This window comes from Ruminococcus sp. YE282 (assembly GCA_900101355.1).
Classification (GTDB): Bacteria; Bacillota; Clostridia; order Oscillospirales; family Acutalibacteraceae; genus Ruminococcoides; species Ruminococcoides bromii_A.
Genome location: FMUV01000007.1, coordinates 56,313 through 76,069, shown reverse-complemented (window position 1 = coordinate 76,069; position 19,757 = coordinate 56,313). Strand labels below are relative to the sequence as shown.

At 37.9% G+C, this 19,757-nt stretch carries 16 protein-coding genes; 1 reads left to right on the top strand and 15 read right to left on the bottom strand.

Annotation, left to right across the window (positions count from 1 at the left end):
• The first annotated feature begins 86 nt into the window (after positions 1-86).
• Positions 87-287 carry an IS3 family transposase gene (locus BLP46_RS04240; RefSeq protein ID WP_167669171.1) on the top strand — a complete coding sequence of 67 codons (201 nt, stop codon included), beginning with the start codon at positions 87-89 and terminating at the stop codon, positions 285-287.
• A gap of 104 nt (positions 288-391) precedes the next feature.
• Here the strand turns inward: BLP46_RS04240 and cysK are convergent, their stop codons facing one another.
• The 15 genes from cysK to BLP46_RS04165 all read right to left on the bottom strand — a co-directional run bounded on the left by cysK (position 392) and on the right by BLP46_RS04165 (position 19,756).
• Positions 392-1,321 (bottom strand): cysteine synthase A, encoded by a 930-nt coding sequence (gene cysK, locus BLP46_RS04235; protein ID WP_092976123.1) that lies wholly within the window; start codon positions 1,319-1,321, stop codon positions 392-394.
• Positions 1,322-1,510: 189 nt separating this feature from the next.
• Entirely contained in the window at positions 1,511-2,056 is a 546-nt protein-coding gene (locus tag BLP46_RS04230) for a hypothetical protein (protein ID WP_092976120.1), read from the bottom strand.
• Between the two features lie 252 nt (positions 2,057-2,308).
• Positions 2,309-2,809, bottom strand: a complete 501-nt coding sequence (locus BLP46_RS04225; RefSeq protein ID WP_092976117.1) for a hypothetical protein — start codon at positions 2,807-2,809, stop codon at positions 2,309-2,311.
• A gap of 69 nt (positions 2,810-2,878) precedes the next feature.
• Positions 2,879-3,241: a hypothetical protein gene (locus BLP46_RS04220; protein WP_092976114.1), complete on the bottom strand. Its 363-nt coding sequence runs from the start codon at positions 3,239-3,241 to the stop codon at positions 2,879-2,881.
• 276 nt (positions 3,242-3,517) lie between these two features.
• Positions 3,518-5,626 (bottom strand): hypothetical protein, encoded by a 2,109-nt coding sequence (locus BLP46_RS04215; protein WP_092976111.1) that lies wholly within the window; start codon positions 5,624-5,626, stop codon positions 3,518-3,520.
• 751 nt (positions 5,627-6,377) lie between these two features.
• A complete protein-coding gene (locus tag BLP46_RS04210; protein ID WP_092976108.1) occupies positions 6,378-8,585 on the bottom strand; it encodes a polyribonucleotide nucleotidyltransferase in 2,208 nt (735 codons plus the stop codon).
• 181 nt (positions 8,586-8,766) lie between these two features.
• The gene (rpsO, locus tag BLP46_RS04205; protein ID WP_092976105.1) at positions 8,767-9,030 is read right to left on the bottom strand and encodes a 30S ribosomal protein S15; all 264 of its coding nucleotides are present in this window, start codon (positions 9,028-9,030) and stop codon (positions 8,767-8,769) included.
• A gap of 162 nt (positions 9,031-9,192) precedes the next feature.
• On the bottom strand, positions 9,193-9,582 hold the full coding sequence (locus tag BLP46_RS04200; protein ID WP_092976102.1) for a helix-turn-helix domain-containing protein: 390 nt from the start codon (positions 9,580-9,582) through the stop codon (positions 9,193-9,195).
• Positions 9,583-9,891: 309 nt separating this feature from the next.
• On the bottom strand, positions 9,892-11,109 hold the full coding sequence (locus BLP46_RS04195; protein WP_167669170.1) for a peptidoglycan-binding protein: 1,218 nt from the start codon (positions 11,107-11,109) through the stop codon (positions 9,892-9,894).
• 15 nt (positions 11,110-11,124) lie between these two features.
• The gene (locus BLP46_RS04190) at positions 11,125-12,360 is read right to left on the bottom strand and encodes an ATP-binding protein (protein WP_092976096.1); all 1,236 of its coding nucleotides are present in this window, start codon (positions 12,358-12,360) and stop codon (positions 11,125-11,127) included.
• Positions 12,361-12,484: 124 nt separating this feature from the next.
• Positions 12,485-13,831: a D-alanyl-D-alanine carboxypeptidase family protein gene (locus BLP46_RS04185; protein ID WP_092976093.1), complete on the bottom strand. Its 1,347-nt coding sequence runs from the start codon at positions 13,829-13,831 to the stop codon at positions 12,485-12,487.
• Between the two features lie 17 nt (positions 13,832-13,848).
• A complete protein-coding gene (recG, locus tag BLP46_RS04180) occupies positions 13,849-15,894 on the bottom strand; it encodes an ATP-dependent DNA helicase RecG (RefSeq protein WP_092976090.1) in 2,046 nt (681 codons plus the stop codon).
• 120 nt (positions 15,895-16,014) lie between these two features.
• The gene (locus tag BLP46_RS04175) at positions 16,015-17,667 is read right to left on the bottom strand and encodes a DAK2 domain-containing protein (RefSeq protein WP_092976087.1); all 1,653 of its coding nucleotides are present in this window, start codon (positions 17,665-17,667) and stop codon (positions 16,015-16,017) included.
• Positions 17,668-17,753: 86 nt separating this feature from the next.
• The gene (locus BLP46_RS04170; RefSeq protein ID WP_318259461.1) at positions 17,754-18,536 is read right to left on the bottom strand and encodes a TIGR00282 family metallophosphoesterase; all 783 of its coding nucleotides are present in this window, start codon (positions 18,534-18,536) and stop codon (positions 17,754-17,756) included.
• Between the two features lie 41 nt (positions 18,537-18,577).
• Positions 18,578-19,756, bottom strand: a complete 1,179-nt coding sequence (locus tag BLP46_RS04165) for a sporulation protein YqfD (RefSeq protein WP_092976081.1) — start codon at positions 19,754-19,756, stop codon at positions 18,578-18,580.
• Between the last annotated feature and the right edge of the window lies 1 nt (position 19,757).

Below are 19,757 nucleotides of genomic sequence, written 5' to 3'. Positions count from 1 at the left end.
GGGGCAAATCAGAAAGCCTGATTGCAACCGCAATCCTGTATTCTGTTATTGCTTGAAGGATTATTATTTACACAAAATTTTATGGGTTGCCTAACCCATATGACAATGCTTTAGCAGAAAATTTCTTTTCAATTCTCAAAACCGAATGTATTTACAGAACCAAGCTCAAAACTTATGAGGAGGCACGCCTCATCTTAAGTGAGTATATTCATTTCTACAACAACCATAGAATTCAACTCAAAACAAAACTGACACCACTTGAAAAGCGATGTCAGTATGTTGCTTAAAATTTAATATTTTCTACCATTTGGTCTGTTTTTGTACTGTCCGTACAATTTGGAGCAGTTCAAAACTGCGCTGTCGCTTTATGGCATATGTTTTACAATAACAATTAATCAGCAAACATAGGAGTTGAAAGGTAACGTTCGCCGGTATCCGGAAGAAGTGCAACGATAACCTTACCTTTGTTCTCAGGGCGTTTTGCAAGAACTGTTGCAGCATAAACTGCGGCACCTGAAGAAATACCTACAAGAAGGCCTTCTTTTCTTGCAAGAGTTCTGCCTGTTTCAAAAGCATCCTCATTTTCAACTGCGATAACTTCGTCATAAACATCGGTGTCGAGTGTTTCAGGAACAAAACCTGCACCGATACCCTGAATTTTGTGAGGTCCCGGAGTGCCCTTTGTAAGCACAGGAGAACCTGCAGGTTCAACAGCAACAACCTTTACATTTGGGTTCTTGCTCTTAAGATACTTTCCTACACCTGAAACTGTGCCGCCTGTACCAACACCAGCAACAAAAATATCTACCTTTCCGTCTGTATCTTCCCAAATTTCAGGACCTGTTGTATTAAAATGAGCCTTAGGGTTGGCTGAATTTGTAAACTGACTTGGTATAAAGCTGTTTGGAGTTGACTCGGAAAGTTCCTGAGCTTTCTCAATTGCACCTTTCATACCCTTTGAACCGTCTGTCAAAACAAGCTCTGCACCATATGCTTTAAGAAGATTGCGGCGTTCAACACTCATTGTTTCAGGCATTGTAAGGATAATTTTATAGCCTCTTGAAGCTGCAACCGCAGCAAGACCGATACCTGTATTACCGCTTGTAGGCTCAATGATAAACGAACCCGGCTGTAAAACTCCGGTTGCCTCGGCTTCATCAATCATTGCCTTTGCAATTCTGTCTTTTACGCTTCCTGCAGGATTAAAATACTCAAGCTTTCCTACGATATCTGCATCAAGCTTATTGTCGTTAATGTAATTATTAAGTTTTAATAGAGGGGTCTTGCCAATTAAGTCTGTGATTTTGTCAGATATTTTCATAAAATTCTCTCCTTGCAAATTATTTAGGTTTCATACACTAATATGTATAAAACCTACTTGTTTTATAGGTTTATTATAGCACTGCCTTATTCAGATGTCAAGAATAAATTGTAAATAATTTTGATTATGTTTTGTCATTATAAAATCGTGAATATAACAATAGCGGACAAACACTTGCCCGCTTTGAATTTACAGTGATATTTCATTTTCTATTATTTTAAGGGTTTCATCTGCTATTTCACTTGCAATCATTACAAAATCAGAATTATTGTTAAACAATTTTTCTTTCGCTTGTGTAAGTACTTTTATTACCCTTTCTGCATCATCAGCCTTATGCTTAACTACATTCGCAGCACAGCTGCAAGCTATTGAAAACTTTGAAATTGCATTTGAATTTAACGCATTAAAATAAATTTCTTTTTTATTATTCCATTTATCAAGATAATCGCAAGAAAGTAAATTTGAAATGATTTTCAACATGCTCCAAAATATTGGGTTTTCTTCTCTATCAACCATATCACAAAGATAGTCAAAATAAGGATAAACAAGTTCCGAATCGGTTTGGCTGATGTTTTCAAGAATCATTTCAGCCTGCCTTTTATCAAATTCAAAATATTCATCAGATATTATATCAATTAAAACCGGTACAACCATAGCATTGGATTTGGCAAGCTTTGTATAATAATCGGCGTCGTAATGTTTTGACAATTCATAATATATATTTTTTAAACTCATCTAAATCATTCCAATCCATATAGAAATATTATACATTGCAAATAAGCCAAATTCAAGTAAAAGGTATATTTTACAAGTTGTGAACCTGCGAACGCCGAATCAAATTTCTATAAATCATTGATAAATTTAAATTATATAAGCTCTATATTGCAATAGTTTATGTAAGACAGTAAAAATTCAGAAAAAAACAGACAGCCAATTAAATTAGGCTGTCTGCTAAATGTAACTAATCTTATGAATAAAGAAATTATATTATTTATTTCCGTTTTCAATTATCATTTCATACCAACGCATGTCATCTCGAGGCGTAAGAATAATGTGTTCATTATCAAGTTTATTGATTGCGAGAATACTTTTGAGCCGTTCATCATTCATTGAAATAGGTTTAAGGGCCTTGTCGTCTCCCCTTGCAATAGCCATCATAAAAAATTGAATGTCAAATCTGTCGCTGATAAGAGTTGAGAATGAAAGACCACCCAGATATTGAGCATTCCTTTTAAATCCCTCAATGCTGAGTGTTATTGCAAGATTTTTGGATTTCTTATCAACGCCGCGCAACTGCAAAATCAAAAACCTGTCGGTCATAATTACGCCGCCCTGGTACATTGTTGTTCTTTGATGTGCAATGTTAAGGGAACTGCGAAATTTTGAATATTCAGACAAACTTATGTAATCTTTTGCCATCAAATGCCTCAGCGGCAAACCAAACATAGTTTCTTCAGAATAAATACCTGAAATTGCGGTACAACGCATTGTATGGTGTTCTTCATAAATCTTTATAACCACTCCGATTATATTTTTGGAATCAGATTCCGAATAATATTAGCCAAAATAAGTTCCCATAAATCTTTCATCAAACTTTGAAGCCATAGGACGTCTTTCTGCATCGGAAAGGGAAAGATCCTCTTTGATAAACTGAAAAGCTGTGACTTCCGGCTCAATATTTGCATTATAAAACTGTACAATTTTATTCAAAATTTTGGTACTCGGTACATAGTCAGGTTTATTGCATTTGGAAAGGTTTACATAAGATGGCAAATACTCTGTTCCGCGTATATTTGGAGGACATTCTCCCGAACCCGACACATAATAAGGTGCTGTATTAAGTTTTTGCCACATATAACTGTAATTTTTATGAAAGAATTCATTTTCAGACTCACTTAATCTTGTTGCACTTCTTGCCATTCCTAACACTCCTTATCTTAAATTTATTATCTATATATTAATTATAACATATTATTTTATAAAATGAAATATTTTATCGAAAAAAATAAACTAAAATTTAAGTATTTTTAACTTGTAATTATACTAAAATTATCATATTTTAAATTTCATCTACAAAATCAAAAGCATCTCTGTTTATCAAATGACAAGAGATGCTTTTGAAAATTAAAAAGGGGGTATTAAAAATTACTAGTTTTTAACAATTTCATACCAATAGTTTGTGTTGTAAAAATGACTTTAACCATGGATATGATACTTACTGTTGTCATAACTAAAAACATTTGCGGCACGATTATATGAATTTTTATCACTGCATTTTACAACATCAAGTGTTTTATCATCTGTGTCGCTGCTTATACCAATTCTTGAATAAGATGTAACTGGACGATTTTTGTCAACCTTCAATATAGCTTTTGTTACAAAATTTGATTTCAAAAATACATTGTTGGTTCTTCCGTTTGCCGTATTATTTGTAATTGTCATTTTGCCGCCGATAACCGGGTCACAAGTTGAAAGGTTTTGACTATCAAGGTCACAATAAATTCCGCCTGCATTTTTACCGGCAGTATTATTAGTAATTGTTGTGTCATACATTTTAAGGTTAGATCCGTTTTGCCTACAGCTGACATACATAGCGCCACCTGTTGAGCCTGCAGAGTTATTCTTAAATGTGCATCCTTCTGTTTTTAAGCTGCCACCATTATAATAAATTGCTCTTCCGCAACTATTTGCGTGGTTGTTTATAAATTCGCATGAATTCAAATTAATCTCTGACAAGTCACAACTCTTACTAATTGCTCCGCCGTAATTGGAACTGTTACCCTCAAATTTCGTATTATTTGCAGTAAATCTGGTTTGAAATAAATAAACAGCTGAGTTTGTATAACCCTTAATAATACAATTGTCAACTGTAACTTTCAGCTTACCAAATTGACAATCATCTGAACTGTAAATACCTGTGGAACCACCGCCACAAATAATAGCATCATTTATAGATACATTGCCTGATTTTAAGCTGGACTTTATGCCAAGCTTTATACCGCCAAGAGTACCCTGCAAATTATTGTTACTGTCTTTTGAATTAGAATTAATTATAGTAAGGTTATAATCGCCATCAACCTTAGTGGCTTCAATCGCCGCACTTCCGCCACTATTTGTAAGATTGTGACCATTTAAGTCAATTGTTATTTTCTTTGAAGACAAAAGATTTATATTATTCTCTCCAAAGTAATTATTTATGTCAGTATAGTGTTCATAATGCGCAAGTTTTTTCTTGATTGAATCAAGGTTAATATCCTTATTCAGTTTAATTGTCGCATTCTTATTTTGTGTGTTAACATGATACCATGCGTCGGCAAATGATGCAAATTGAGTTGTATTTCCGTCAATGGTAACATATGCCTGTTCAGAACTTTTAATATAATTTAATAATTTATCATATTGTTCTTGTACGCCTTGTGCTTTTTCTATCAATATATTTATCTCATTATTAGCATCACTTTTTGCAAGCTCCCAAGCCCTTTTTGCTTCTTCTATTTTTTCCTGATTACCGGTTTTTCTTGCCTCATTATATTCATTAAGCATTTTTTGAACTTTTGCTTTATGTCCAACTACAAAAGAATCAAAAGCAAATTTATACTGGTCAATAAAAGTTTTGGCAATATTTTCAGCTTGTGCTTTCGCCTTAGAAGCATCAATAGTGTTGCTATTTAAACAATCAAGACAAAATTCTAACACAGTCTTTTTTTCTGCAATTTCACTAGGATAAAAGAATCCTTCTAATCTTTGTAAATCAGTTTCAAAAATTCTATCATTAATTGTCCTTCTTATAATAGCATTCATGTCTGTGGTTGAACGACTTCCCTGCTTATTGGCAATTACATTAAGCACTTCTTTATTTTTCACTTTGATTTCATCGAGCTTATCATAAATTGTATCTTTCTTGTGCTCAGTCATGATATTACTAAGCATTTTCATTTCTTTGGCATGATAACTATCCATTTTCGATGATACTTCGTTAAGTGCCTCCTTAATATCTGATAATTTTGTTTCAGGAGATATATCAAGAAGAGAAGTAATTATCTTAGCAACATCAGTGTTGACTACATAGTTTATCGTCTTCTTTTTTAACATCTCTAATAATTTTGCACTTGCTCCTTTAAGAATTTTTTCTGCCAAGCCAGTTAAAATATCATTTGAATCATCTTGTAACTCAGCCGAAACACTTAACTCGTTAGTATGTGTTGCAGCAAATGCTGTTGAGGTTGTAGCGGTAGCCACTGAAACTAATGTTATTGCAGAAAGGACACCGGCTACTATTCTTGTTTTAAGTGATGCTTTGTTCATATTAGTAACTCCTTTGTTATTGATTACACAATTTATATTTGGCAAGTTAAGTCTTTCTTAACTGTGCATAATTATATCTCATAACATAGAATTTCTAAATACTAAAAAATATAAAGTTTAATATATTAACAATTTTTAATAATGCAATTTTGATATAATTATACTTTAATTAAACTAAAACACAATAATAATAAAAGCATACAAAAATACTTACTAAAACCAAAAAAGCACCTCGGCACAACAATTACAATTGATGCGAGATGTTTTTGGATAGAAGGAGATGTTTTTTATAATAAAGAGGATGTTTACTTAAAATAATATGGGGTCACAGCCTTTGACATCAAATAATTACAACTTCAAAACAAACACAATTAACTATGAATACTTTAACGTTAACAGCATTGTTGAGTTTGGATCACAGAACAGAATATACTGAAAATTTATAATGACAAAATTCGGAAAACGTTTAAAGTAACAAATTGAAGTATCAAAGGCTGTGCCGTTCGGATAGGTGATGCATTAAAAAGTTTACATTAATACAATCCCCGCAGTTCCTAAGAACAAACTAAGTATATACCAAAATATCTTAAAGCTAAATACTAAATAATTTTAAAATTGATTTATTGGTGGTTTTTTATTTATAAAAAATATTTTATTTATTATAAAACAAAAAGCAGCCGATTTATAATACACCTAAGAAAATTATTCTTAAATGTATTATAATCGACTGCAATATTATTTGAGAATTTAATTATCTTCTGCCGCCGCGGTTAAAATTACCTCTTGGTCTGCGCGGACGAGCCGGTTTTGAATCTTCAGGTTCATTTTCGGGTGTAAGGCCGTCAACATCAATAAGAACCTGACGACGAGAAAGGTTAAGTCTGCCCTTGTCATCAATTTCCATTACCTTAACACGGATTATGTCACCGACATTTACAACATCGGTTACATTCTCTGTGCGCTTTACATCAAGCTGAGAAATATGAACAAGACCTTCTTTGCCCGGAGCGATTTCAACAAATGCACCAAAGTCCATAATTCTTGTAACTTTACCGAGGTACATTGCGCCCGGCTCAGGGTCAACGGCAATTGTATTGATTATTTCAATTGCACGCTTGCACTTGTCTGTATCAAGACCGGATACAAATACCTGTCCAACTTCGCCGTCTTCTTCAATATCAACCTTAACATCGCACTCAGCCTGAATTTCTTTAATAACCTTACCGCTTTTACCGATAACTTCACTGATTTTATCAGCAGGGATTGTTGTGGTAAACATCTTTGGAGCGTAAGGAGAAAGTTCAGCCCTTGGCTCGGCAATAGCCTTGAGCATTACTTCGTCAAGGATGTAGTTACGAGCCTTGTGAGTCTTAGCAAGTGCTTCCTTAACCATTTCAGGTGTAAGACCGCTGATTTTCAAGTCCATCTGAATTGCTGTGATTCCTGTGTGAGTACCGGCAACCTTAAAGTCCATATCACCAAAGAAATCTTCAAGGCCCTGAATGTCAACCATTGTCATCCAGCGCTCGCCTTCGGTAATAAGTCCGCAGGAAATACCTGCAACAGGTTCTTTAATCGGAACACCGGCATCCATAAGAGCAAGAGTTGAACCGCAAATTGAACCCTGAGATGTTGAACCGTTTGAAGAAAGAACTTCAGATACAAGTCTAAGAGCATATGGGAACTCCTCAACCGAAGGAATAACAGGAACAAGCGCACGTTCTGCAAGCGCACCGTGACCGATTTCACGTCTGCCGGGACCACGGCTTGGCTTTGTTTCACCAACCGAATAGCTCGGGAAATTGTAGTGATGTATATATCTCTTTTCTGTTTCACCGTCAATGCCGTCGAGAAGCTGCTTGTCGGAAACAGGTCCGAGTGTAGCAATTGTAAGAACCTGAGTCTGTCCTCTTGTGAACAGACCTGAGCCGTGAACTCTCGGAATTACGCCAACTTCAGAAGCGAGCGGACGAATATCATCCATACCTCTGCCGTCAACACGTTTCTGTTCATCAAGAAGCCAACGACGAACAATAAACTTCTGAGTCTTATAAAGGCACTCATCAATGAGAGCTTCGCTTTCAGGATAAACTTCATCGAATTTTTCGTGTACAGCCTCATAAATCGGCTTTAAGCGTTCGTCACGAACTGTCTTGTCATCTGTATCAAGAGCAACTTTAATATCTTCTTCGGCAAAAGCCTTGATTGCTTCAAACATATCGTGGTCAGGTTCAAGACTTGCAAAGTCAAACTTAGGCTTGCCAATCTCTGACTTGATTTCTTCGATAAACTTAATAATTTTCTGGTTAGCCTCATGACCTGCCATAATTGCATTGTACATTTCATCATCGGAAACGCAGTTTGCGCCTGCTTCAATCATAGCAATTCTTGAGCTTGTAGAAGCAACAGTTGTAGCCATCTGAGAAATTTTTCTTTGTTCTTCGTTAGGATTGATAATATATTCACCGTCAATCATACCAACCGAACAGCCCGAAATAGGACCGTTCCACGGAACATCGGAAATTGAAATAGCGATTGAAGCACCAATCATTGCAACGATTTCAGGCTGACAATCGGGGTCAACGCTCATAACTGTGCAAACAATAGAAACATCGTTGCGCATACTTTTATCAAAAAGAGGACGAACCGGACGGTCAATTACACGGCTTGTTAAAATAGCCTTTTCTGAAGGTCTGCCCTCTCTCTTAAGGTATGAACCCGGGATTTTTCCGACAGCATACATCTTCTCTTCATAATCAACCGAAAGTGGGAAGAAGTCAACGCCTTCTCTTGGCTTTGGTGAAGCGGTAACTGCAACGTGTACGGTAGTGTCACCGTAATGTACAAGGCACGCACCGTTTGCAAGCTGAGTCATTTTACCGGTTTCAACTTTTAGAGTTCTGCCGGCAAATTCAGTTTCAAATACTCTGTATTTGTCAAATGTCATCATTCTGTTCATTGTAAAATCCTTTCTGAAATTATTATTTTCACATTAATATTTCACGGGATTCTACGCCGATTTAGCAATAAAACCATTAAACAACGAAGTTTTATTTAATCGTTTTACCGCTAAAAGGCAGCAACTAAAATCCCGGAAAAATCGAATTTAGGGCAAGCTTACGCTTGCCCTGATTTTCAAATTACTTACGGATACCGAGTCTTGCAATAATTGCACGATATCTTTCAATGTCAACCTTTTTGAGGTAACCGAGAAGGCTTCTTCTCTGACCAACCATCATAAGAAGACCGCGTCTGCTGTGGTGATCCTTTTTGTGAACCTTGAGGTGCTCGGTAAGGTCATTGATTCTCTTTGTGAGAAGAGCAATCTGAACCTCAGGAGAACCAGTGTCTCCTTCGTGAGTAGCATATTCGGCAATAATTGCCTGCTTTTCTTCTTTTAACATTTTTTTATTCCACCTTTTTATAAATTTGCCTTATGTCTCAGGACAGGGCTGTGAAATTCCGCATTGCGGCTTAATCCCTGCTCCGAGGCGTAGGTCAACTGTTATATTTTAGCATACCATATGCAAAATGTAAAGTGATTTTAAGAATTAAATTTAAGAAAATCACTTATACGGATCGTTTATATCGTTTTTTATCTTAACAAGAAGCTCCATTACCTTTTGCTTTTCCTCAACCGACAGCAATCTGTAAATCCCCACCAAATCCTGCTCATCTTTTGTCAGGCTGTATATCGGCATTTCAAAATCTGCAAGAGCCTTTTCAAACGGCTCAATTCCCAGCAAAGCATTTACGTCCACACCAAAAATATTGGCGATTTTTTTCATTATTTCAATGCTTGGCTCAGAAACACCGGTTTCATATTTTGTGTAGGTAGTGCGATTCAGATTAAGCATATCTGCAACCTGCTGTTGGGTAAATCCGCACATTTTACGATAGGCGGCTATATTAGCTCCAAAGCTAACATCGACATTACTGCATTTTCTTTTTGGCATAACCCCACACCCAATTCCTTTAAGTATTACACGTAATTATTATATTCCTTTTTTCGTCAAAATTCCATAGCTGTGCTAACTATTCACAAAGGGTTTTATCTATTTTGATAAAAATAGTATATGTAAATACTGTAAAAAAATTCAATTAATAGGTATTTGCAACAAATAATTAAATTGTTAAAAATTAATTTAAATTTAACAATACTGTTTTGGAGAACAAAAATTCACCATTTGGAAACAAACTCTTTCTACAAAAATGAGGTACCCTGGTTTTGGATACCTCATAATGCAATTCACAAATTGTATACATTATTTCTTTTTGGCGTTTTCAGCAAATAAAGCTGCAAGAGTTTCTTTATCAGCTTCACCGGAGTCCTTTAAACCGTTTTTACTCTGGAAATCCGAAACCGCTGTTTTGGAAACTTCGCCGTAATAACCGGTTACATTCTCCTCATCATCAATATAGCCTAAATCGAAAAGTCGCTGCTGCATGGCCTTTACGTTGTCATTCTCGTCATCCGGTGCAAGAGAAAGATCATCGTCAAGCTTGATTTTATAATCATCGGCTACTGATTTAACGACAGCTTCTGTTGCAGAGGTATCGGAACTTCCATTATCAGAATCCTTAACAGCAAGTTCGGGATGTATAAATCCAACCATTTTGTTCAGAGTATTAATAGCAGACAATCCCTGGCGGTTCATTTCATCGGCAGAAATCATCAAGGTTTTTCCGTCCTTTATGGCACTAAGACCTGACAGCACGCTGTCATCCTTAATTGCCTGAAGAGTCTGTTCATCGGAATAGAACAAATAATTCGGATTTGCTACCTTAAGGGTATTTACTTCAACTTTGTTTTCATCAATATTAACCGCAACATTAACGCATCCTGTGTAGCCCAGCAACATATCGCCGTATGTCCCACTTGTTGTAAGTCTGAGTTTTCCGTTTACGCTGTACATATAGCAAACTGTATTCAATGCAGCATTATTATCGACAGCAGTAACTTTTGACTTTATGTCTTCCATCTGGGATATTAATTTTGAGTATGCCTCTTCGCCTTTTGCAGCACCTACGGTATTTCCGCCGAGAATTCTTCCGACAGTAGTGTATGTGGTCTCAAGCTGTTTTTGAGAGCCGGCTACCGCAATATTTACAACATTGATTTTGTTTTCATCAAGCTTTGCTCTGCTTTCATCGCTAAGGGAATCATTAACAAAAACAAGATCAGCTCCGGTATCAATTATTTTGTTAATATCAGGTGACTGCGCCGAACCAACGCTTGGAGCAGCAGACAAGCTTTTTTGATTAACCTCATCGCTTCTGCCAACCATTTTAACTTCATAACCTATGCACTCAATAATATCGGCAGTTGATGCATCAAGAACAACGATATTTTTTGGCTCGCTGCTAATTTTAATATTGGCAACTTCAACCGGGTATTCACCGTCACCACAGCCTGAAAATACAAGCACCGATGAAAGCGCAAGCATCAAAACAAGTGCCACCGAAATAATCTTATTTTTCATAATCTCCTCCATAAATCAACAAAACAGGGATTCAACGTATTGCTTTGCACAGCGAGGCGAACGTCCTCCTTTTGCAAGTGCAAACTGTTCGGCTCCGGCAGCAAGCTCCTCCTCGGTTTTGTTTATTCCTCTTTCTTTTGCCATAGCGCACACAATTTCTACAAATTGCTTTTTACTTGGTATTGAATAACAAACAGCAAGACCAAAACGGTCTGAAAGCGAAAGGCTCTCCTGCATATTATCACGTGTATTAATATCATCAACGGCAAACGAACGATCAGACAGATGTTCTTTTACCAAATGACGTCTGTTTGATGTAGCATAAATAAGTGCATTGTCAGGACGTGCAGAAACACCGCCCTCCAACACTGCTTTAAGAGTTGTATAGCTTTGATCCTGGTGTTGGAAAGAAAGGTCGTCAATGAATATGATAAACTTCATCGGCAAAGTTGCTATTTTGTCAACAAGAATCGGAAAGTCTATAAGTCGTTCCTTTGGAATTTCAACGATTCTCAAACCGTCCTTGCGGAACTGATTTGCAACCGCTTTAACCGTTGAACTTTTACCCGTTCCCATATCTCCGTACAGCAGGCAATTGTTGCACGTCTTTCCTTCAAGGAATGCCTTAGTGTTATCAACAATCTTTTGACGCTGAATTTCGTATCCTGTAAACTCATCCATATCAATTGTATCATAGTGTAGTACAGGCTGAATATCACCGTCACGCCATACAAACGCCTTGTAACGTGCAAACATTCCGCAGCCGTTCTCCTTATAATACTGAGCAACATTTTTAAGAGAGCCGTCAAACATTTTAAAGCTTTCGGCACATTCGCCTGAAAGCCAAACAGGCAGAGTTTCGGCTACTTCTTTTATATCATCGTAATGCTTATAGCTTTTTAAAACTTCTTTCGATGTTAATGACGAAGCCATAAGAATTGCCTCGCAATCACGCTTTACAGCCTTAAGAACCTCGGTGGGCAAATCATTGTATTTTCCTGCAGCAGCCGCACGTGTAAAACAATTTTCATCAAACAACGCAGCCTCGGTAAAAGAATATGCAAGTCTGTCACTGCAGTTTCTTTCGCTTATAAGCGAATAAAATCTGCCGTAAGCCTCAAGAAATTCTTCCGGTTTTTCTTCAAGAGAATTTAAAAGTTCCAAAAAAGCCTTTGGTACACTTCTGTTAAGTATGCCTCTGAATACGGATAACGATGACAGAAGCAATCTTGTTTTTACTACTTTATTCATATATATCATTCCAATCGTATTAATTGTACCCTTTTTTCGCAATTAAGTCAACATTTAGCCTGCATAATATTATATATTTCACAAAAAACGGCAACACAATCTCTGTGTTGCCGAGTTTATATTGTTAGAAATTGCGGTAATGTTTTACATTTCTGCGTTTCTTTCTGCGGTTTTTACTAATCTTGGCATAGATAAAGTAAATTATCAAAATAACAATTATTATTCCGATTAAAACTAAAAACCAATAGGATTGAAGAATAGTGCCGATAACATCAAGAACTAACAGTATTCCGCTGCGCTCAACATTTTCTTCAGGCACAAGATTAACCTTTGCCACTTCCTGCTTATTGCCGTCGGAATCCATATAATATACGGTTGCCGTTCCAACTGACTTATCGGTTGACAGAGGCGCTTCGGCAACCTCCGGCAAATCAGGCTCAATTGTGATATTCTCATCATTTATATCGGACGGAACAAGTACGGTAATATCCTTTTCGGGAACAAGGTTTACTGAACTCTTGCCCCATGCAAGTTTTATTTTTTGCTCGCAAATAGGAGTTTTGGATGTCTTTACCGTCTTTAGTTTAAGACTTGTAAGCGCCCATCTGAACAAATCGGCTGCGTCGGTGAATGTATAGTATTCTTCCTGCTCACCCTCCTTGTACGGAGCGTGGAGCAGAATTGCAATATAGGAATAGCCGTCGGCAGAAGCTGTTGTTACAAGACATCTTCCGGCTTGGTCGGTAGTACCGGTTTTAATTCCCTTTGCATACATATAATAATACTCTCCGCCGCGATTGGCATCAATCAAATAGTTTGTAGTAACAAGCGGCTGGTCGTCACCCTCACAGGTGTATTCGCAGGTATTGGAAATTTCGGAAAATCGAGGGAGGGTCAACGCATAAGTAGAAATTTTGTAAAGGTCACGTGCTGTTGTATAATGGTCTTCATCGTGCAAACCGTCGGGATTGGCAAAATGGGTGTTCTCACAGCCAAGTTCTTTTGCCTTATCATTCATCATCTGCACAAATTTTAAAATATCTCCGTCTCCTACATAGTCGGCAAGCACCATAGCCGCATCGTTGCCTGACGGAACCATCATACTGTAAAGCAAATCAATGACGCTCATAGTTTCGCCTACGTGATCTCCAACATTTGCAAGTGAGCTTCCGGTATCTTTAAGCTGATCTATGATTGATTTTTTGATACTCACCCTTGTGTTGTCAAGGTCATCAATATTTTCAACAACAACTATGTATGTCATAATTTTTGTTGTTGAAGCAGGATACCGTTTTGAATCTGCATCCTTTTCATAAACAGGTTCGCCTGTATCCATATTAACTAACAAAATAGAATCCGACATTGTTTTGACGTTATTGGGATACGACACTGCCGACGAACCTATAACAGATGACGAAATAATCACGCAAAGCGTTAATAGTACAGACAAAAATTTTACTGCTTTTTTCATTATCCGAATATCTCCCCTTAATTTAATGTATTATGACCGCCCTGCTCAAACAGCTTAACAATTTCGGCTTTAAGCGGTCGAAGCTCATCACTTCTTATATCTTTATATGTAAACATAATATAATCTGCAATTTTTTGTGAAAGTTCAAGGCTTTTGGTATCTGCAAAATCAGCAATGGAAAGCTGCGGCAATCCGTGCTGGCGTTCTCCGAAGAAATCACCGGGACCACGCATTTTTAGGTCTTCATCCGCAATTTTGAAACCGTCGTTTGTCAGGCACATAACCTCAAGTCTTTGCCGTGTGATTGCCGAGGAATTGTCGCTTACAAGAATACAATAGGATTGAAATTTTCCTCTGCCCACTCTGCCCCTGAGCTGATGAAGCTGAGACAGACCAAAACGTTCGGCATTTTCGATTACAATAACCGATGCATTCGGAACATCCACTCCAACCTCTATCACGGTTGTTGCAACAAGGAGCGAGTATTCATTTGCAACAAATTTGGACATTACAGCTTCTTTTTCATCCGCCTTCATATGGCCGTGAACTATTCCGACCGGAATATCGGAAAACTGCTTTAACATCAGTTCTGCGGCATATTCTTCAGCCGCCGCTACGTTGTCAAGCTCTCCCTCTTCAACAAGGGGACATACAATATAAGCCTGACGCCCTGCCGAAATTTCGCTGCGTATAAAATTATATATTCTTGCGCGCTGTGACGTATTCATCAAAACCGTCTTTATCGGTTTTCTTGACGGCGGAAGTTCGTCAATTACAGAAATATCAAGGTCGCCAAACACAATCAATCCAAGTGTGCGCGGAATCGGCGTGGCACTCATTACAAGAAGATGAGGGTTTTGACCTTTGCCGAGAAGCTTGGCGCGCTGAGCTACACCAAACCTATGCTGTTCATCAGTCACGGCAATTCCAAGATTAAAGAACTCGGTGTTATCTGTAATCAATGCATGGGTTCCGATTACAAGGTCTATTTCGCCGTCAGCCAAACTTTGACGGATTTTCTTTTTTTCTGATTCTTTTAAAGAGCCAGTTAAAAGGGCTGTTTTGATATCAGAATTTTCAAAAAGCTTTGAAAATGTACTGTAATGCTGTCTTGCAAGGATTTCGGTAGGCGCCATAAATGCAGCCTGATAGCCGTTTTTAATAACCGAATAACATACCGAAGCGGCAACGGCAGTTTTACCCGAACCGACATCGCCCTGAATAAGTCTGTTCATAGGAGAGGTCTTTGTAACCATATCTCTGCAACAATCAGACACTGCTCTTTTTTGAGCGTTAGTCAGGGTAAACGGAAGCAATGATTCAAATTCTTTTGAATAGTCCTGCATTATTTTTATTCCGCAAACGCCCCTGGTGTGTTCACGCAAATTTCTCATTCCGAGATTTAAAACGACCAATTCCTCCGAAACAAGCCGTTTCCTTGCAGTTTCAAGCATTTCAATATTTTCCGGAAAATGAATATTGATTAAAGCACAGCACAAATCACATAAATCAAAAGATTTTCTCACCTGTTCAGGGAAAGTATCGTTAATATTTTTTGGAAGAAGTCTTAGGGCTTGCTTCACACAATTGGCAATAGTTTTGCTTACAAGTCCTGATGTTTGCTTGTAAACGGGGGTGATTCTCAATCCTGCACTTGCAGGAGAAAATGTCGGTGCAATCATTTGTGCACCGTAATCACCGATAGTTATTCTTCCGTAAAAGAAATATTCAGTTCCGCAGGAAAGCATTGAACTTATGTATCTGTTATTGAAAAAAACTATTTGCAAGGAACCTGTTTCATCATAAACAGTGGTTTTTGATAAGAGTTTTCCGCCCTTTATCCTTGAATCTACAATCGGCTTGGCAAGGATACCTTTTATGCAATAGATTCCGCCGTACTGCAAATTTTCAATTTTTTCAACCGAACTCCAATCCTCATATGTGCGAGGATAAAAGCATATTAAGTCGCCCACGCTTTTTACGCCGAGCTTTGCAAAAAGCTCGGCACGTTTTGAGCCTATTCCGCTCAGGCTTGTAATTGGCATATTAAATAGTGAAGCCATAATAAAACCTTTAATAATTCAAAGGGACGACACCCAAGGCGCCCCTGAAAATTCAAATTCATCAGGGTCGTCAAGGATGCCGACCCCCACGACATTTAAATATTTAATTCTTGTAAAGAATCATTCTACACTTAATATATAGTAATAAACAGGCTGGCCACCCTTTATGAGAGATATATCGGTATGAGAACCAAATTTTTCACGAAGTTCTTCATATGCCTTTTCAGCCTCTTCATCAGTAACGTCCGCACCGTAAATCAGCGTTATGAATGACGAATTTCTTTTTACCATACTCTTGGCAAGCTTTATTAACGCCTTAAAAGTATTTTTCTCTGAAATAGTGAGTTTTCCGTTTTCAAGAGCAATTATATCGCCCTCTTTAATCTTCATTCCGCCAAACTCGCTTTTTCTTGCGGCAAATGTAACAAGACCTGTTCCCACATTATGTGCAGCCTCCATCATGAGCTGGGCATTACTTTCTGCGGAAATTTCAGGGTCAAAGTTTATCATTGCGGTCATACCTTGAGGAATTGTGCGGGTAGGAACAATAATAACTTTTCTGTCGGTAACCATCGGAATTGTCTGCTCTGCGGCAAGAATTATATTCTTGTTATTTGGCAAAACAAAAACATATTCAGCCGGTGTGGCAAGGATTGCCTCATAGATGTCATCCGTGCTCGGGTTCATACTCTGACCGCCTGAAACAACATTATTACAACCCAAATCTTTGAAAAGATTTTTCATTCCTTCTCCTGCGGCAACTGCAACAAATCCGAATTTTTCGGTAGGTTCTGCCGGAGCAAAAGTTTCTTTTTCGGCTTTTTTGGTAGTGTTTGAAGCCTTGGCGTTCTTGTGCTGTTCTTTCATATTCTCAACTTTAACCGTAAGAAGCTGACCATACTCAAGTCCCTTTGTAAGAACATAGCCCGGGTTTTCAGTATGAACGTGAACCTTGATTATCTCATCGTCATTTACAACAACAACACAGTCGCCGATTGTTTGGAGATAATCCTTCAGTTCTTCCGGGTCAGCGGTAACTTCAGGGTCTCTGCCAACGATAAACTCAGTACAATATGTAAAGCGGATATCGTCGTCAAACTCGGCTGCGGCACTCTCATAGTTTTCGATTGTGGTTTTTTCCCGAGCTCCGCTGTATTCTATTACAACTCCGTTCTTTATCACGGAAAGCATACCCTCAAAAATCGCACACAAGCCTTTTCCTCCTGCGTCAACCACACCTGCTTTTTTGAGGACTGGGAGCAATTCAGGAGTAATTGCAAGGGCGTCATTTGCTTTGTCGCAAATTGCCTGCCAAACAAATTCAACCTCAGGGTTTTCCTTTGCTGCCTCTACACCTGCTTCATATGCCATTCTTGCTACTGTAAGGATTGTGCCCTCAGCAGGCTTCATTACTGCTTTGTAAGCACCGTCAACACCGATACCGAGAGCTGCGGCAAGATTTTTGCCGTTTACTTCTTCCATATCTTTAAGTCCCTGAGCAAAGCCCCTGAACAAAATTGATGTAATTACACCTGAGTTGCCTCTTGCACCTCTTAGCATTGCAGAAGCTGCAATACCGGCAACCTCACCGGCATTTGCACCGTCATATTCTTCAAGTGCGGCGGCTGCGGCAGAAATTGTCATTGACATATTTGTTCCGGTGTCACCATCGGGAACAGGAAAAATATTTAAATCATTAATTTTTTCTTTTTGAGAATTTATATTATTTGCGCTGGAAATAATTGCCTGCTTTAACACTTCGCCGTTTATCATAAACGCACATCCTTTTTTTAAAGATATAATTTCAGACATAATCCATTATACAATCTTTGTTTCTATTTTGCAATAGTTTAATAAAATTATTCAATCCTTAAGCTTTCCGCTGAAATGCATTTGCCCGTTTTGTCATCAATATCAAACACAGCACATTCCATCTTGCAGTCGCCGCTTGCCAAATCAAACCTTGCAGGAAGTCGGGTTTTGAATTTGTTGATTATTATATCGGTTTTGACACCTAAAACAGAATGAATCGTTCCCGTCATTCCAACATCGGTAATGTATCCGCTGCCATTCGGCAAAACCTGGGCGTCAGATGTCTGAACGTGTGTATGGGTTCCGAACATTGCTGAAATTTTTCCGTCAAGATAATAACCCATAGCACGTTTTTCACTTGTGGTTTCGGCGTGAAAATCAACAATGATGATTTTGCTTTCTGCCTTTGAAAGCATTTTATCAATACTGTCAAAAGCACTGTCAAGATTGTTGTCCATACACATATTTCCCATAACATTTATTACGCTGATGATTCTGCGCCCTGTATCAATGTTGCGAATACCCACTCCGGGAGCAAGATTTTCGGGAAAATTTGACGGTCGAACCACAAAAGGATTTTCATCAATAAAGTCGTAGGCTTCTTTTCTGCGATAGGTGTGATTTCCAAGGGTAATAACATCTACTCCGCTGTCAAACAAAAATTTTGCGGACGACGGTGTTATTCCGTTGCCGTCTGAAGAATTTTCTCCGTTACAGATTACAAAATCAATACCCTTTATTTGTTTCAGGGCGGGAAGCTTGGAGCGTAAAAAATCACATCCGATACTTCCGACAACATCACCTATACACAATATTCTCAAACAAAACACCTGCTTTTTACATTCTTAGTTATTATTTTAACACAAAGATATTATTCTGTCACGCTGAAATCAACGGTTTCGGCAATATTTTCATTAAACACATAATCACAGGTACAATAATAATTCTCATTATCGGAACTAATATTTATGTTCCTGCCTACAACACTGCTCTCGCTTTTTTCAAACACTTCATAAAGTAAAAGACGGTTTACAAACGCTTTTTCTGCTATTTCGTCGTTCAGAACAAATTCGGTTTTTAAGGCTTCCAAATCGGTTTCTGTTTTTATTCCAAGGGGCAAAACAACATTATTTACACACAGATTTTTGGAACTGTGAGTATATGCGCTGTTTTCATATGAATTAAATGAAACAGAAAAAGGAAAATCCCACCACAGAAATTGCAATCTTCTTCTGTCGGTTTTATTTTCTGTTAAAGAAAAATAACTATATTTCTTTGCAATTGATAATTCCTTTGCAGAATTTACATCAGCAAAAACTTCCGCCTTTGCGTGCACATATCGGGTGGTCTCAAGCTTAGTTTGTGTTGTTCCGCTTACGAGCAAATCTCCCTTTGTAACTCCGCTTCCAATCTTTACAACGGTTTCTCCGTTTTTTGCATTGATTTTTGTAATTACACCGTCGCTCTTTGCCTTAATATTACACGGATTCAGAATCTCATCAATTTGAGGCTTTTGTGCCTTTTCTTTGACCTCGACAGACACAAGGCTGCCGGTAATATTTATGCTCATCCACCCTATCTCATCAACTTTGAGCAAGGCATTCCGCTCAATTTTTTTCACATCAAGCTTATCTTTATAAGCTCCCGTTTCCACACCGCTTTCTGCAAGAATTTCAAGCAGCTTTGTATCGCTCACGTTTTTCGTTCCCTGTACACTTATTGACCAAACAAAATTTGATAGGATAAGCAAAAGCATTAAGCCCGCAGCCGCGCCGATTGGAATACCTATTCTCGGCTTGTATTTTTCTGCAAAAAACGGTAAACCGTGTTTTTGAGTAATCCTTGTTTTCACTTTTGACTTGCGTGCAATCGGTCGGATTTTTCGGTAATCGCTAATCGACATTGAAGCATTGAGTCCGCCGTCACACGGGTGTGCATCCCACAAATTAATTCCAAACCGAGATGTAATATTTAACATCCGCTCAGGAAATTTTCCTGTGGCTTTAAATTCAACCCAACCTTTTGCGTATCTTACAATATTTACAAGCATT